13 protein-coding genes, 1 pseudogene and 1 riboswitch are annotated in these 16,936 nt (G+C 36.1%); of the genes and pseudogenes, 8 read left to right on the top strand and 6 right to left on the bottom strand.

Translation table 11 applies throughout. The annotated features are described in order from the left end of the window. Positions 1 to 33: 33 nt before the first annotated feature. Entirely contained in the window at positions 34 to 357 is a 324-nt protein-coding gene (locus B5P40_RS29645; RefSeq protein ID WP_000263259.1) for a DMT family transporter, read from the top strand. 40 nt (positions 358 to 397) lie between these two features. Here B5P40_RS29645 and B5P40_RS29650 read toward each other — a convergent pair whose 3' ends face one another. Both B5P40_RS29650 and B5P40_RS29655 read right to left on the bottom strand, forming a co-directional pair. Next, on the bottom strand, positions 398 to 1,627 hold the full coding sequence (locus B5P40_RS29650) for an aminopeptidase (protein WP_002169285.1): 1,230 nt from the start codon (positions 1,625 to 1,627) through the stop codon (positions 398 to 400). A 116-nt stretch (positions 1,628 to 1,743) separates the two neighbouring features. Beyond that, positions 1,744 to 2,826 (bottom strand): polysaccharide deacetylase family protein, encoded by a 1,083-nt coding sequence (locus tag B5P40_RS29655; protein WP_002167040.1) that lies wholly within the window; start codon positions 2,824 to 2,826, stop codon positions 1,744 to 1,746. Between the two features lie 505 nt (positions 2,827 to 3,331). Between B5P40_RS29655 and B5P40_RS29660 the strand changes: the two are divergent. Further along, positions 3,332 to 4,039, top strand: a pseudogene (locus B5P40_RS29660) (hypothetical protein). A gap of 45 nt (positions 4,040 to 4,084) precedes the next feature. Here the strand turns inward: B5P40_RS29660 and B5P40_RS29665 are convergent. Continuing rightward, positions 4,085 to 5,281 carry a NupC/NupG family nucleoside CNT transporter gene (locus tag B5P40_RS29665; protein ID WP_002063580.1) on the bottom strand — a complete coding sequence of 399 codons (1,197 nt, stop codon included), beginning with the start codon at positions 5,279 to 5,281 and terminating at the stop codon, positions 4,085 to 4,087. A gap of 197 nt (positions 5,282 to 5,478) precedes the next feature. Beyond that, positions 5,479 to 5,580: riboswitch (purine riboswitch) on the bottom strand. Between the two features lie 121 nt (positions 5,581 to 5,701). Between B5P40_RS29665 and rlmD the strand changes: the two genes are divergently transcribed. The 5 genes from rlmD (at position 5,702) to B5P40_RS29690 (ending at position 12,199) form a co-directional block, all read left to right on the top strand. Next, on the top strand, positions 5,702 to 7,078 hold the full coding sequence (rlmD, locus tag B5P40_RS29670; RefSeq protein WP_002124913.1) for a 23S rRNA (uracil(1939)-C(5))-methyltransferase RlmD: 1,377 nt from the start codon (positions 5,702 to 5,704) through the stop codon (positions 7,076 to 7,078). 201 nt (positions 7,079 to 7,279) lie between these two features. Then, complete coding sequence (locus B5P40_RS29675; RefSeq protein ID WP_016121383.1) at positions 7,280 to 8,269, top strand: tRNA dihydrouridine synthase; 990 nt, start codon at positions 7,280 to 7,282, stop codon at positions 8,267 to 8,269. Between the two features lie 214 nt (positions 8,270 to 8,483). Then, positions 8,484 to 10,502: a GAF domain-containing sensor histidine kinase gene (locus tag B5P40_RS29680; protein WP_113710383.1), complete on the top strand. Its 2,019-nt coding sequence runs from the start codon at positions 8,484 to 8,486 to the stop codon at positions 10,500 to 10,502. A gap of 376 nt (positions 10,503 to 10,878) precedes the next feature. After that, positions 10,879 to 11,397: a YehS family protein gene (locus B5P40_RS29685; protein WP_002124916.1), complete on the top strand. Its 519-nt coding sequence runs from the start codon at positions 10,879 to 10,881 to the stop codon at positions 11,395 to 11,397. 94 nt (positions 11,398 to 11,491) lie between these two features. Continuing rightward, a complete protein-coding gene (locus tag B5P40_RS29690) occupies positions 11,492 to 12,199 on the top strand; it encodes a M48 family metallopeptidase (protein ID WP_016121385.1) in 708 nt (235 codons plus the stop codon). Positions 12,200 to 12,268: 69 nt separating this feature from the next. On the opposite strand, the gene B5P40_RS29695 is transcribed toward B5P40_RS29690, so the two are convergent. Further along, positions 12,269 to 12,964 (bottom strand): hypothetical protein, encoded by a 696-nt coding sequence (locus tag B5P40_RS29695; RefSeq protein ID WP_002124919.1) that lies wholly within the window; start codon positions 12,962 to 12,964, stop codon positions 12,269 to 12,271. 14 nt (positions 12,965 to 12,978) lie between these two features. Next, positions 12,979 to 14,088: a mandelate racemase/muconate lactonizing enzyme family protein gene (locus tag B5P40_RS29700; RefSeq protein ID WP_113710384.1), complete on the bottom strand. Its 1,110-nt coding sequence runs from the start codon at positions 14,086 to 14,088 to the stop codon at positions 12,979 to 12,981. A 93-nt stretch (positions 14,089 to 14,181) separates the two neighbouring features. Between B5P40_RS29700 and B5P40_RS29705 the strand changes: the two genes are divergently transcribed. Beyond that, positions 14,182 to 15,459 carry a transcriptional regulator gene (locus B5P40_RS29705; RefSeq protein WP_113710385.1) on the top strand — a complete coding sequence of 426 codons (1,278 nt, stop codon included), beginning with the start codon at positions 14,182 to 14,184 and terminating at the stop codon, positions 15,457 to 15,459. Here B5P40_RS29705 and nhaC read toward each other — a convergent pair. Beyond that, positions 15,456 to 16,877, bottom strand: coding sequence for a Na+/H+ antiporter NhaC (gene nhaC / locus B5P40_RS29710; RefSeq protein WP_002010164.1), 1,422 nt, complete (start codon positions 16,875 to 16,877; stop codon positions 15,456 to 15,458). The two genes, B5P40_RS29705 and nhaC, sit on opposite strands and share 4 nt — an antisense overlap. Between the last annotated feature and the right edge of the window lie 59 nt (positions 16,878 to 16,936).

Raw genomic sequence — 16,936 nt, forward strand, 5'->3', positions numbered from 1 at the left:
TCTCTATAAGGTAACAGAGAAGGAGATTCTAGTATGGTATATTGGCTATTATTACTCGTAACAATTATTTTTGAAGTAGCTGGAACGATTGCGATGAAGTTATCGAACGGTTTAACAAAGCTTGTTCCAAGTGTACTTATTTTCGTATTCTATGGAATTTGTTTCAGCGTGTTTGCTATCGTTGTTAAAAAGATTCATTTAAGCATTGCTTATGCAATTTGGTCTGGTGTGGGAACGCTACTTATTACAATCATTAGTGTGTACTTTTTTAAAGAGCATATTAATTTATTCCAAGCATTTTGTATTCTCTTTATTGTTTTAGGAGTAATTGGACTGAAAGTGTCATCGGCATCATAAAAGGCTATCTTCCGGCGTGGAAGATAGCCTTTTATTTTTATTAAAACGCCCAGTTACCTTTACGGAAGATCGGCTCATGTCTTCCATCAGCTGTAATGCCGTCGATATCAAGCTCAGCTGATCCAATCATGAAATCTTCGTGTGTAATACTAGCATTTGCGCCATTTTCAGCAAGTTCTTCTTTAGACATTGTTTTTCCGCCAATTAAGTTAAATGCATAAGCATTTCCGATTGCAAGGTGGCAAGATGCATTTTCATCAAATAGCGTATTGTAGAATAAAATATTTGTGTTTGAAATTGGTGAATCATGAGGTACTAAAGCTACTTCGCCTAAGAAGTGAGAACCTTCATCTGTTTCTACTAAATGTTTTAAAGCCTCTTCACCAGATTCAGCTTTATAGTCTACGATACGTCCGTTTTCGAATGTTAATGTAAAGTTATCAATAATATTACCTGCAAATGCTAACGGTTTTGTGCTAGATACTTGGCCGTTCACACCTGTTTTAAGAGGCATTGTAAATACCTCTTCAGTTGGAATGTTAGCCATAAATGCTACGTTCTTTTCATTTAAGCTACCAGCACCAGCCCATACATGCTTCTCTGGAAGTTCGATTGTTAAGTCTGTTCCAGGACCTGTATAGTGAAGAGCTTTATAATGTTTTTCGTTTAAGTAATCTACTTTTGTATGTAGTGTTTCATCATGTTCTTTCCATGCTTCCACAGGATTTTCTAAATCAGCACGAGTAGCTTTGAAGATAGCATCCCATAGTTTTGTTTCTTGTTCTTCTGGCGCTACGTCAGGGAATACTTTTGCAGCCCATTCTTTCGTAGGAACAGAAATTACGCACCAGCTTACTTTATCTGCTTGTACATAATCACGGTATACTTTCATCGCTTCTCCAGCTACTTTATGAGCTGTTGCAATTTTCTTTGGTTCTACACCTTTTAATAGATCAGGATTCTCTGCATAGATGGACATAAATGCAGCGCCTTCTTTTGCTAATTCTTCACGAGCATGTGCTTTCCAAGAAGGGAATTCAGAGAAAGCTTCTTCAGGAGCTAGATCGAACTTTAAGCGTGTTAACGTCTCATCATTCCAATCAACATATACGTGTTTTGCACCAGATTTATATGCTTTTTCTGTAACTAGGCGTACAAACTGTACAGCCTCAAGAGGTGCACTGATTGATAAAGTTTGTCCGGGTTGAATATTAACACCAACATTGACTGCAAGGGCAGCATATTTCTCTAACGTTTGTTCAAATGACATATGTATAATCTCCTTTAGTTTGAAAGATTTCTTACTATATATAATACAAGAAAATTCTAAAAATATATATAAATATAACGTAAAAAGAGAGCTCAAAATGTATTGAGCTCTAATAGTTATTTAATCGAAGAAGCAAATTGTTCTACAGTCGTTGTATGGTGTATGCGAACACGCTTCATTTTTAACAACTCATCAGGTTCACCCTTCGTAATGAATTGTCCAGGCTTCGTTGTTGTTGCAAATTGATAGTGTTTCTTTGTTTCTGCGACAACTTTATCATCTACATGACCGAAAGGATAAGCAATTGCGATAACAGGCTTACCTGTTATTTTCTCTAGCTTTTCTTTTGATCCTTTTAACTCTTCATCATAGTTTGTAATTTTCGGCAAGTCTGCGTGTGTTGCTGTGTGAGATTGTACAGAAAAAATACCTGAATCAACCATTTCTTTTATTTCAGATGTAGAAAGAGCTCCTTCTACATCAACGTTATCAACAATCATATATTCTGTTGCCGCTGGTTTAAATGTATCGTCTTTTAGTTTTTGTAAAACATGAAATGCATTCATATTATTTTTCATACCGTCATCAAATGTAACGAAAATCGGCTTGTTTACTTTATTTATATCGCCCCAGCGTTCAAACGTTAACAAAGTATAACCATTTTCTTTTAAATACTTCATTTGTGCTTCAAAGTTAGCAGGCGATACGAATAAATCTTTAATACCTTGTCCATGATAATCATCAATTGCGTGGTACATAAGAACAGGAACTTTTTGCTCGAAAGTAATAGTAGATTTCGTAAGTGGAATAGTTTTTCCGCCCTCTGTTGTTCCTGTAGCTTCAATTTGATATTCACCGCGTTTTCCTTCAAATTCTTTTATATCAAAGGGAAGTGTAAATTGTTGATTTTTCTCTTTAGAAGAAAAGGATTTAGCACTTTCCTTTCCATCAGCAGTGCGCCAAATTTTATATTGTACTTCGGTTAAAGAATCTTTTATGTCTGTAATATGAATATTTGCGTTTGTAGATTCGTGCGTAATTGGATTATAAGAAATTTTACCTTGTTCCCGCACCGTCTCTTCTTGTTTTTTGACCTCTTGTACCTTTTTCTCTTTTTTAGGTTCTTGGCTTACATTGCTAGTATTACAGCCTACTAGAATAGCAGATGTACATAAAGCAATCGCTGCGTATTTTCTCATAAAATCACCTTCTATTGTGTATTATGTTGCATGCTTACATTAAAATCCCCACCGCTATAAGAGAGGTGGGGATATACCCTTGTTCATCATATCATTTTTAGGTGAATGGTAGGTTAGTGACTTTGAATAGAGGTATTCTTGCGTTTCTTATTTGATTTGATAATGATATAACCTACTACAAAAATAAGAGGGATAATGAATACATAGATTGGCATTCCCCATACATAATAGCTTTTCATGCTTAAAACTAGTAAGTGTAAGAAGTCGAAAAGGGCGTGAGCTTTCATAATATCCTCCAATATATTTTTTACAAATTATAACATTGTTCATTTGTAATTTGTATATTTTGGTAAAAAATTTAAGTTAATTTTAAAGTAAGAGAAAGGTTTATTAATATGCAATTTTGCATATGTAGAGTAGTTTCTATTAAAATATCAGGATCTTGGACTATAATAAGAACCGCTATAAATGTAAGTAAGAATGATGTACGGAGTGGAGAACAGAAATGAAATATAAAAAACTAGTATATATCCTTTTCATATCGCTATTCATAGTCGGTTGTCAAAGTGAAGTGAGTAAAGCGAATAGTGTGGAGGAGTATATTCCATCACGCCTTATGAATGCGGAAGTTACGGCGGATATTATGACGCTAGAATTTCCTTATGGGATAAAAGAGAAATTGGAGAAAATCGGAAATAAGATGAGCGCTAGCATTACAAATAATTTAGATTGGTATTTGAAGTATGCAGAAGAAGAAATTATCCCGAAAAAAACTTTTCCTTATCATCAAAACTTGGGTATTACAAAAGAAGAATATGATTTTATGATAGATGAAATGAATAATGCATAATATATAAATACAAAAGACGGAAAACTCTTTTTTAAAAAGAAAGACCATGAAATTCAAATTCTCTCTGATGAGAATTTGAAACTAATTAAAAATATTCGAATTGATACAGAGAAGAATACAATTAAAACTCCTTTTGGAGAGTGTGAATATGAAGGTGAAATAAAGGCATCGGATGAACAAAAAGCTACTGGGCCATGGAGTGGGAAGATGTGGACCTTAAAAAGCGATGGATTACTTTATCATTTTTCATTAGGAAAGTTAAAAAACATAAACAAATCTATCATTTATATTTCAATAAAAGGTATATATAAAGATAGGATTATCAATACAGAAGAAGCGGTCGAATTTCACTCGGTTTCATAAAGAATCAAAAAATCACCTTACTTAAACAAGTAAGGTGATTTTTTATTAAATAAACAATCCAGCGATTGTTGCAGATAAAATAGAAGCAAGTGTCGATGCAAATAGCATTTTCCAACCGAATTTTGATACGATGCTTCCTTGCTTTTCAGAAAGGGCACGGATTGTACCAACGATCGCACCAATTTGGCTAATACTTGCAAAGCTAATTAAGAATACAGTAACGATTCCAACTGTACGTGGATCTAATGTTGCAGCAGCGCCTTTTAAATCAAGGATTGCTACAAACTCGTTTAATACAATCTTCGTACCCATAATACCACCAGCTGGGATAATATCATGAGTTGGGATACCCATTAAGAATGCGAATGGAGCAAGTATATAACCAAAGATTTGTTGTAAAGTAACAGCATATCCCATTGCACCTGAAGCAGCGCTAATTACGTAGTTTACAACTTCCATAACACCGATAAAGGCGATCATTAATGCGGCAACGATACCAGCTACTTTTAAACCATCAAGCGCACCGTTAATCATTGCGCCGATAAAGCTGTCTCCGAATAGAGTTCTATCAAATTTTTGAATCACTTCATCTTCCTTTTTCGTATCAACTGGTGTTAATAACGAACAAACGATTAAGCTTGAGAATAAGTTTAGTGGAAGAGCTGCTAGTACATATTTCGCATCTAACATCATTACGTATGATGCTGTAACAGAAGCAGAAACTGAGCTCATCGCAGAACAACAAATGATAAACATACGGTTTTTATTAAAATGCTGTAAATCGTTTTTAATAACGATTAACGCTTCACTTGAACCGAAGAATACAGAGTTTACTGCGTGGAATGATTCAACGCGTGGTAAACCAGTAATTTTTGAAATTGCACCGCCGACAACGCGAACGATGAATGGTAAAACACCTAAATAACTAAAGATAGAAAGTAGTGCTGAGAAAAATACGATAATTAATAATACATTTAAGAAAAAGACAAAATCTCTTTGAATTCCATTAAAGAGAAAATCGACACCTGTCGTACCAAGTTTAATTAGTTTGTTGAAAACTTTACTAATGAAGATGATAATTTGTTGACCAATTTTTGTGCCAAACATAAACCAACCGATTAAAATTTGGAAACCAATCATAATAGCAATTGCACGGAAGTTGATTTTACTTTTGTTGTTTGACAAAGCAAAGCATAAACCTAAAACGACAAGAATACCGATAATGCTCATTACATATTGCATGTAGTTGCCCCTTTCAGAAGTTCGTATAAAGTTTTTACATAAAACGCTCGTTATATTACTAAAAATAAAGTAATGGAAGTTTCATGTCATACGTAAGATGTCTGACCTTTTTGAAAAATAAAAAAAAGACCCCTATGGATTCACTTTCATCTATGAGAGAAAGCTAATCAATAGGAGTCTTTTTTATACATAGGCTAATATTCATTAGTTTTCCCCATAGTCCAGCAATTTAAGGTTGCCGGGTAGAAACTCTCGATCCATATTATCGACTATATATGAGGTAACATCGTCCGTATTAAATTAGTAGTAGCGTAACATTACTAGAGAACTATCGTCAATAGCTTTTTTTCTTCCAATAGAAATAGACCATATAAGTATGATAAAATGTAACGCAGTGTTATGAAAAAGAGAGGTCGGAAAATGAGTATAAAAATGACGCCACCAGTTGAAAAAAACGAGTTTATAGATGTAGTGTTTGAAGATTTAACACATGATGGTGCCGGTGTTGCGAAAGTGAAGGGATATCCTATTTTCGTAAAAAACGGATTACCAGGTGAGGAAGCGCAAATTAAAATTATTAAAGTGAAGAAAAATTTCGCGTTTGGTCGTTTAATGAAGCTTCATCAAGAAAGTCCATATCGTAAAGATGCAGAATGCCCCGTGTACAACGAGTGCGGAGGTTGTCAACTTCAGCACTTAACATATGAAGGACAATTAAAAGCGAAAGAAAAACAAGTACGTGACGTTATGCAGCGCATCGGTGGATTAAGTGATGTTCCTGTTCATCCTGTACTTGGAATGAAAAACCCGTGGGTATACCGCAATAAAGCACAAGTGCCAATTGGAGAACGTGAAGGTGGACTTGTAGCTGGTTTCTATCGTCAAGGAACGCATGACATCATTAATATGGAATCATGCTTAATTCAGGCGGAAGAAAACGATACATTAATTCAAGAAGTAAAACGTATTTGTGAAAAGCACGGTATTTCGGCTTACAATGAAGAGCGTAACAAAGGAACACTTCGCCACGTAATGGCTCGCTACGGACAAGTAACAGGGGAAATTATGCTTGTCTTTATTACACGTACAGCTGAATTGCCAAATAAAGAAGCAATCATTGAAGAAATCGCAGCGAAATTCCCAGAAGTAAAATCAATCGTTCAAAACGTAAACACGAAACGTACAAACGTTATTTTCGGAGACAAAACGACAGTACTGTACGGATCAGAATATATTTATGACTTTATCGGTGACATTAAATTCGCGATTTCAGCACGTTCATTCTATCAAGTAAACCCAGAACAAACGAAAGTGCTATACGATAAAACGTTAGAATACGCAAAATTAAATGGTAACGAAACAGTAATTGATGCCTATTGCGGAATTGGATCAATCTCCTTATTCCTAGCACAAAAAGCGAAAAAAGTGTACGGCGTTGAAATCGTCCCAGAAGCAATCGAAGACGCAAACCGAAACGCAGCACTAAACAACATGACAAACGCTGAATTTGGCGTAGGAGAAGCAGAAGTAGTCATTCCAAAATGGTACAAAGAAGGCGTAATCGCCGACACAATGGTCGTAGACCCACCGCGTAAAGGCTGTGATGAAGCATTACTAAACACAATCATCGACATGAAGCCAAAGCGCGTCGTATATGTATCGTGTAACCCAGCAACATTAGCACGCGACTTAAAAGTGCTAGAAGAAGGCGGATATAAGACACAGGAAGTACAGCCTGTTGATATGTTCCCGCATACGACTCATGTAGAGTGTGTGACTTGGCTTAAGTTGGTATAATAAAAAAGCAGTTGATATAGAAAAATCTATACCATCTGCTTTTTGGTTTATAAAAATACCATTCAGCAACGATTTTAGTTAAAATGAATATTGCTGATTTTCACAAAATATAAATGTCCAAATGTACTTTTGCTATTTGGCTTTATATTTTTAAATTGAGAGTTTGAAATTGTATTCATATTGAGAGGATTTGAATTTGAAATGATAGATAATTTTTGGAATGATTTACCACGACCATTTTTCGTACTTGCACCCATGGAAGATGTGACAGACGTTGTTTTCCGTCACGTAGTAAGTGAAGCTGGTAGCCCAGATGTATTCTTCACAGAGTTTACAAACTCGGATAGCTATTGTCATCCAGAAGGTATGAAAAGTGTACGTGGCCGTTTAATTTTTACAGAAGATGAGCAACCGATAGTGGCGCATATTTGGGGAGATAATCCTGAATATTTCCGTCAAATGAGTATTGGTATGGCAGAGTTAGGATTTAAAGGTATTGATATTAATATGGGCTGCCCTGTACCGAACGTAGCATCAAGAGGAAAAGGTAGTGGTCTTATTCTACGTCCAGACGTTGCGGCAGAACTTATTCAAGCAGCAAAAGCGGGCGGACTACCTGTCAGCGTAAAAACACGACTTGGCTTTAAAGAGTTAAGCGAGTGGGAGGATTGGTTAACGCACATTTTTAAACAAGATATTGCAAACCTTTCTATTCATTTACGTACAAGAGAAGAAATGAGCCAAGTAGATGCGCACTGGGAACTAATTCCGGAAATTAAAAAATTACGTGACCGTATCGCACCAAATACGCTAATAACAATCAATGGAGACATTCCTGACCGTCAAACTGGAATGGAACTTGCTGAAAAATACGGTATTGATGGCGTTATGATTGGACGAGGAATCTTTAAAAATCCGTTTGCCTTTGAAAAAGAACCGAGAGAGCATAGCAGTCAAGAACACCTTGACCTTTTAAGACTGCAGCTTGACCTTCAAGATCAATATGCAGAAGTACTACCACGTTCAATCACAGGGCTTCATCGCTTCTTCAAAATTTATGTAAAAGGATTCCCTGGAGCTGCTGAACTAAGAAATCAATTGATGAACACGAAATCAACTGATGAAGTGCGTGCGTTGCTTGATAAGTTTGAGGCGAGTGTTGATAAGGATGGAGATAGTGAAACAGTGTAACTTTTGAAAGTTAGAGGGGATAGGGTGTAGCGATTTTATGAGTGTTTGTTCCATTTTAATTAAGGTGAACCGTATCATAAGTAAGTGAGGTATTCTATGTAAAACAAGAGTAAGAAAAGAATACAGGAGAAAATTGAAAATGGCAGGTTGGTCTTGATTTTCACTGATATTATCATGTTTATTTTAATATGCCTATAACTTGGAGGCTATGTGAATGTTAAGTGATCAGACGAGATATTCTAGGCTCGCGAATATAACAAAAATAATAAATACAAAATTAGAACTACGTGAAGTATTGCAGCGTGTAACAATGGCGATATCAGAGGAGATTGTTAGGTGCAACGCTGTTGGAATTTATTTACCCCAGGAAGATGGAACATTTAGAGGGTTTGCAGGGAAACCAGAGACCATAAATGGCGTAACGCTCGATACTCAGGTAATTGATCCTGAAATAGACTTACTGGCAAAAGAAGTTATTGAAACAAAAAAAACCATCTATATCCCTGATACCTCAAAGGATCATCGGCCGGATCCAAGACCAGTTGATGCGTTCAAAATTAAGTCCTTATTAGCCCTGCCTATCTCATTTGGACAAGAGTTATTTGGTCTGGTTTTTTTATTTGATTATGGAGTTCCAATGAACTTAACAGATTCAGAGATTCAAAGTGTTGAAGCTTATGTAAATATGGCTGCGGTCGCAATTCAAAACGCAAATAATTTAACACAAAAGGAAAACCTTATTGCCGAGAAGCAGCTGTTACTAGATGTTACCCGTGATTTATCAATGTGTTCCTCGATACAGGAGAGTTTTGATAAATGTTTTTTTTACTTAGGACAGATTTTAGAGAGTAAAAACATGGCTGCCCACCTTTTAGACCCGCTAGACAAAACAACGATTAAAACAACGAAGTTAAGCAAGGACTGTGATTGGACAGAAGCGGATTGGATGGAGAAAAGCTATGAAGCCAAGATCCAAGAGGTTATTCAAACAAAAAATATAGATAGTAAGGGTCTACTGATGATTCCATTGGTTTCAATGGGAGAAGTATTAGGGGTAATCGTCGTGGGCAAAGAGGGAAAAGCTCACAATTACGATAATTCCCAAATTCAACTGGCAAAATCTATCGTTGATGCCACAGCTCCTACGTTTTCAAACTTGTTATATATGGATCAACTTGAAAGCATGGTGGAAGAGCGAACGAGAGAACTAACTGCTGCTAATGAAAAAGTTACAAGTGTGATTGAAATTATTACGGATGGATTCTTTACTTTGAATAATAAATGGGAATTCACGTACGTAAATAAGCATCAATATTTTCCACAAAGAAAAACAGCAAAAGATGTATTAGGTAAGAATATATGGGAGGTCTTCCCGAGTAGCGTCGACGCAGTTATGTATAAGGAATTTCATCGTGCAATGTCAGAGCGAATTACAGTTCATTTCGAATTTTTTTCTATCTCTGATGAATATTGGCACGAAGTTATTGCATACCCGTATGATGATGGTATTTGTTGTATTTTTAAAAACATAACGGAAAAAAAGCAATATGAGCAGGAATTGAAAAGGTTATCCAACATAGATTTAATAGGACAAATGGCAGCAGGTATCAGCCATGAGATTAGAAATCCAATGACAACAGTACGAGGGTTTTTGCAGTTATTAAAAGAAGAGCACACCTATGAGAAACATAATAAGTACTTTAAATTAATGATTGAAGAACTTGACCGTGCCAATTCTATTATTACTGAATTTCTCTCAATGGGTAATACAAAGAAATCGGATTTGCAGATGTTAGATTTAAATTCAATTATCCACGATATTATTCCTTTAATAAAGATTGATACGTATAATCAAAATAAATATATTCAAGTCGATACAAATGACATTCCAGAATTACTTTTAAATCGTAATGAGATACGGCAATTATTAATAAACCTATACCGTAATGGCTTAGAAGCGATGAGCACAGGGAAAATTCTAACCATTAGCACCTACAAGGAATGTCAAAATTGTGTGGTGCTTGCAGTGCGGGATCAAGGAAAAGGTATCAGGCCTGAAGTATTAGAGAAACTGGGTACTCCATTTTACACGACCAAAGATAATGGAACTGGATTGGGATTAGGCGTATGTTATGCTATTGCTACCCGGCATAATGCGAAAATAGAAATTCAAACAGGCTCGGAAGGCACTACCTTTTTTGTTAAATTTAATTATGAAAATAATGAACAATAACCTCATTTAGATTAGTTACGGTGAACCGTACCACAAATAAAAAGGAAAACCTAAGTAAACACAATCAATATATTTCACCTGAATTTTGCGTAACATTCATGTTTGAGTTGCCCACTAAATTAGAGTTGCATAAAAAGAAATGGACTAACCTATATCAGGTTAGTCCATTTTTAAGTGTGTTAATTAATAGTAAATCCCCATCCGTAATTTTGCGCGATTATCCCATCCTTTTTTGCTGTTTTAAAATCATCCCCAAAAGCATTAATCCACCTAAGACTACAAAACCTACCTCTAAAATGTTAAAGTAGTAACTTAACGATATTAATTTATACATGCTAAAAGCATTACTATAATCAACATTTCAGGAGGAAATACAATGGCAATGAGCAACAACGATATATTAAAAAGAGTAAGGTACGCTTTAGATATAAGAGATATAGATATGGTAGAAATCTTTGAACTTGGCGGGATGGAAGTAACGAAAGAGGACGTACTTGATATGCTTACAAAAGTAAAGAGAAGTCCACAACATGAAGCTGAAAATGATGATGTAATCGAAGATGAGTACGTATTAACATGCGACATGATGATGCTAGAGGCATTTTTAAATGGATTTATTACTTTAAAAAGAGGGAAGCAAGATCCGAAACCAGGGCAACCGGCACCTGTACAGAGCAAGGAGAGTGCCAATAACCTTCTTTTAAAGAAAATGAAAATAGCACTATCTTTAACGAGTGAAGATGTGCTTGATATATTAGACAGCGTAGGCGTCATCGTAACAAAAGGAGAGTTAGGCGCTTTATTAAGAAAGAAAGGCCATAAGCATTACAAAGAGTGCGGCGATAGATACGCAAGGAATTTCATTAAGGGATTAGGTGTAAAGTACAGAGGATAATAAGTTCGGTGAAACAGTAAATGATATAATAGATAGAGTAGGGCGTTTGTGTCCTATTCTTTTTTATTTGTAAAATAATACACTAGGTGATGAAATGGTACATACATATTTAGATGAGACAATTAATTTTCATATAACTTATAAGAAGAAAAAGTCGGTGCGTCTTTTTGTAGATTCGTACGGAAATGTGGAAGTGCAGGCTCCAAAGGGAACACCTGTTGAATACTTAGTCCAGCTGCTAGAGGAGAAATGGGATTGGATTCAGAAAACACGTAAGGAAATGCAGGAGCGAGCGCTTGGACCACAGGAAAAGGATTATGATCAAGGCGAGGGCTTTCTGTATTTAGGGAATACGTATCCGATACAGATTTCTCAAGATGCAAGTATTACGCAAGACAATGCAGTTTTTGAAGGGGATAAGCTACACATTTACGTGAATGAGCTTAAGAATGAGAAAATCCAGCAGGCTTTAAAACGATTTTACTATAAGCAGTGCAAGGCATTAGTAGAGAAGAGTATTAAAGCGCATCAAAGTAACTTTAAAACAAAACCGCGTTCTATTCGTATTACAGATAGTAGTCGTACGTGGGGAACTTGTGATTCAAATCTACAGCTAACGTTTAATTGGAAGCTAGCAATGGCACCTCAAAGGGTAATTGATTATGTAGTTGTTCATGAAATGTGTCATATGGTTCATTTAAATCATGATCGCTCTTTTTGGCGTCTTGTTGGCAAGATAATGCCTGATTATAAGGAAATGGAAAACTGGTTAGCGTTATCTAGTTGGAAGATGACGGTTTAGTTATTACTTTAGATTGTGGAATGAAATAAAGTAGAACCCTAATGAATTAGGGTTCTCTTTGTACATAGATTATCGTCCAAACTTCACAGTGAAAGTATCGTCTATTCTCTCCATCGCATACCCACGATACCCCTCTGAAAGTAACGCTTGCTTTTCACTAACATCACTCATCGGAACACTTTTAACATTCGTCCAATCTCTTTCTGTGTCCTTACGCAATTCCTTCACAAAAACATACCGCATACTACCGCCATACTTCTCCTTCAGTGCAGCAATTTCCATCCCTTGCGCAAACTTATCTTTTAAACTAGGGATGTTGAAAGGTGCAACGGTGCAGCAAACATAGTCGTACTGGCTGTCTTCTTTTTGTAATTCATCCATGATGACTGTGGCTAATATTTTTTGCATGCCATTTCCTCGGCAGTTTGGATGAACGTTTGAGATTTCTTGATAGATGACGCGGTGTAGCTGACTTTCTGGTAGACCAATATCAAGCCCTAAATGTTCATCGTCGATAGGAGGGACTAGTAGGGCACGAAATGCGATGAGCTCGTTTTGTATAAACGCCCCGATCATCATGCCGTTTCCTTCTAGAATGTATTGAAATTCTTCTAGCGAGAGTGGTTGTAAACGACCTTTATCTTCTAGCGCTTCAACTATAACGTTTTGTAATGATAAAATTTGTTCCATATGTTCTAAAGATAGTAATGTAACGTGAAATGAATCGTTGTTTTGTTTTAATTTTCCTTCGTAAAGAATCGTCATGCGTTAGTCCTCCTTTAGCGTACAACGTCTTGAAAGACGGTTAATTCTTGTAATATATTTTCGTTTATTTCAATGCCAAGTCCCGGCTTTTCGTTTAAGCGAATAAATGGTACGTCGTAATGTAAGTTTCCGATGTCTTTCGTGAATTTTAATGGTCCTGTTAGCTCGACGCTAGTAATGATTTTTTTTGAGAAAGCGACATGGAATCCTGCGGAAGAGGCAACAGATGATTCGACCATGGATCCAACTTGGCATTCAATGCCTGCCATTTCAGCCTGATGAGCGAGTTTTACAGCTGGATATATGCCGCCGCATTTCATTAGTTTTATATTCACTTTATCAGCTGCGTCTAATTTAATAATTTGGCGCATTTCACGAGAGCCTTTTAGTCCTTCATCAATCATAAGCGGAAGATCTGTTTTCGAACGAATATGAGCCATTGCGTCAATATCATCCGCTACAACAGGTTGTTCAATCCAGTCGATGTTTAAATGACCTAATGAACGAAGTGCTGTTAATGTGTTTGCGCTATTTTTCCAGCCTTGGTTTACATCAACACGAATCGCGATATCATTTCCTACACGTTCACGTACAGCTTCAATTCGTTTTACATCTTCTTTTACATTCGTGCCGACTTTCATTTTGAAAGATTGGTAACCTTTCTTAATCATAGAGGCAGCTTCCTCAGCCATATTTTCTGGATCGGCGATACTTAAGACGTGAGTGACAGGAAACTCTTCATGATAGCGTCCGCCAATTAATTGATATACAGGTTGATTTAATTTTTTGCCCATTATATCAAAACAAGCGATATCAATCGCAGCTTTCGCAGTAGGAATACCATAAATTGTATTGTCCATCATATCGTGTATTTTTTCGATATTCATTGGATTTTTCCCAATTAGAGCAGGAGCTAGTGTATGTTTTAAAACATGGAAAGTACTTTCCCATGATTCACCTGTAACGTGATCATCAGCAACGCCTTCACCGTAACCGATAATGCCTTCATCTGTTTCCATTTTGACGATAATAGAAGGTATATCAGAATAAGAACCATAACTAATAACAAACGGATCGCGAAGTGGTAAACGAATTGCGTAAAGATGAATAGCTGTAATTTTCATTGAATAAAGACCCCTTCCTGTTTACAATGGTTTTGTACATTTGATATAGTTGACGTTAAATAGTCGTTAATTAATGATAAGGAGTTAGAGAAAATGATGATAAAAATTGCAGTTGTCGGTTCAAAAGAGTTTATGGAGAATCTTTTACCTATTGCTCATAAACTAGAAGAAATAGAGATTGATCCATATATTTACCTTCATCCGGCAGAATCTTCTGAACTATTAAAGCGTTTAAAACCTTGTGATGCTATCTTTTTCTCGGGTGCCCTACCTTATTATATGGCAAAAGAAATAAGAGAACAATTACCAATTCCAAGTGTATATTTGCAGCAAGACGAGACAACTGTCGCATCTTCACTCCTTTCTATAATATACCATCAAAGTATTCAACCTCATAAAATTTCAATTGATTTAGTAGATCGTTCGTTTATTACAAATGTGTTCCATGACATCGGTCTACAAGAAACGCCGCAAGTGATGGATTATGAAAATATGTTATGGAGTAATGATGAAATTAAGAGAATCATTGATTTTCATTTAGCTAAATATCAATCTGGAGAGGCTGATTTAGCTTTAACTAGTATTCACGCTGTCTACGATGAACTTCAAAAAATAGGGATTCCTTCAGAGCGTATGATAGATCCAACGCAATCAATTATACATGGGTTAAAAGATGCAAAAATAAAAGCTGAGTTAGCAAAAAGCCATTCAGCTACTGTTGGTGCTTGTATTATATCCTTTATAGAGTTACAAGAAAGCTCGCTTGAACAATTAAATGTAATTTCAAAAGAATTACGTGGTTCATTTAAACAAGTTGATAAAATGACTTTTATTTTGTATACAACTCGTGGTGATATTGAATTGAGTATAAAAACAAATACGATAGATCGTTTATTTATGAATATAGAAGACGCAGTATCTATTGGATTTGGTTACGGAAAAACAGTAAATGAAGCGGAACAAAATGCAAAAATCGCTCGAGGTTTCGCAAAGAATAATCCGATAGAAAGCTGCTTTTATATACTAACAAGTGATAAAGAATTATTTGGTCCGTTCCCGAAAGAACAGAGAGTACAAAGTTTAAAAAACGATAATCCTGAATTAATGAAAATAGCGAAGGAAACGAAGCTTAGTCCTGCAAACTTGTCAAAAATCATTCAGTTTAGTCAATCGCATCCATCATTGAAATTTACAGCGGCGGATCTTTCTGAGTACTTACAAGTGACTCGGCGATCGACGGAAAGGCTGTTAAAGAAATTAGTTGATTACAGATATGCCAATATTTGCGGCGAGGAAATGCCCTATCAACAAGGGCGCCCTCGTGCAATATATGAGCTAAATTTACCGTTGTATTCGTTTCAAAAATTTTAAGCTTCTAGTTGTGCTTTTTGCTTTTTCAGTAGGTCTGCTTTTTCAATATCAGATAGCTTCGTAATTGTGAAGCCAGTTATACCATAAATGATTGAGATAATAGGTACGATGAAATTCAATATAGCATAAGGAGCATATTCGAATGCACCGACTCCAAGTGTTGCGAGTATAAATACACCACATGTATTCCAAGGTACGAAAACAGAAGTTAATGTTCCACCATCTTCTAATGCTCTGGATAAATTTTTAGAATGTAGTCCTTTTTCTGTGTACGCATTTGCATACATTCTTGAAGGAACAACAATCGAAATATATTGTTCAGAGCAAGTAAGATTCGTTGCAAAGCAAGATGCGATGGTAGAAGCGATAAGTCCTTTTGATGATGTCGCTAATTTTAAAATTTGATTTACAATTGAGCGAAGAATGCCAGTATGTTCTAGTACTCCGCCGAAAGTCATAGCGACAATTGTCATAGAAACTGTATTCATCATAGAGCTTAAGCCACCACGGTTAAATAGTTCATCTACTAGCTTGTTTCCAGTGTCTATGACAAATCCACTTTGGAGTGCACCGACAGCTGATGAGACAGAGCCACCTTGAATAAAGACTTGTGATAAGAATCCTAAAATAACACCTACGAGAATAGCTGGTATAGCAGGGACTTTTTTAGCGACCAATACCATAACGACTACGGGTATAATTAATAGGAAAGGCGAAATAACAAAGTTTTGTTGCAATACTTGTAACGTTTGATCGATGCTTTTTGCATCGATATTGTTATCGCCGAAGCTTCTTCCTAAGAAAGCATAGACGATAAGAGTAATAATTAAACCTGGAATTGTAGTAAATAACATATGACGAATATGTGTGAATAAATCTGTATTTGTTAATCCCGCTGCTAAGTTTGTCGTGTCTGAAAGCGGTGACATTTTATCGCCAAAATAAGAACCGGAAATTATAGCGCCAGCAACCATTGGAGCTGGGATTCCCATACTTAGGCCAATTCCCATTCCAGCAACACCGATTGTTCCCATTGTAGACCAAGAGCTACCGATTGCTAATGCAACGATAGAACAAATAATTGTAATTGAAACTAAAAATAGTGATGGAGTTAAAAGTTTTAAGCCGTAATAAATCATAGTAGCGACGATTCCGCCGCCAATCCAAGCACCGATCGTTAAACCTACAAGAATAATGATAACGATAGCGGGTAATGCAAGGCGAATTCCTTTATACATCGATTCTTCAATGTCATTCCATTTGTAACCGTACCGCCAAGCGACGATCGAAGCAACGGTTGTACCGATAATAAGTGGGACGTGAGGGCTTTGTTCTAATACAACAATTGTAACCATCATAACTGCAACTGTAATGATAATAGGGATTATTGCTATGCCAAAAGGTATTTCTCTTTTCATAAACTGCCTCCTCATTATGTATGTTTGTATTTTTAGAATTGTCGCAAAATAGACGTTAT

The organism is Bacillus sp. SRB_8, from assembly GCF_003264205.1.
Lineage (GTDB): Bacteria > Bacillota > Bacilli > Bacillales > Bacillaceae_G > Bacillus_A > Bacillus_A mycoides.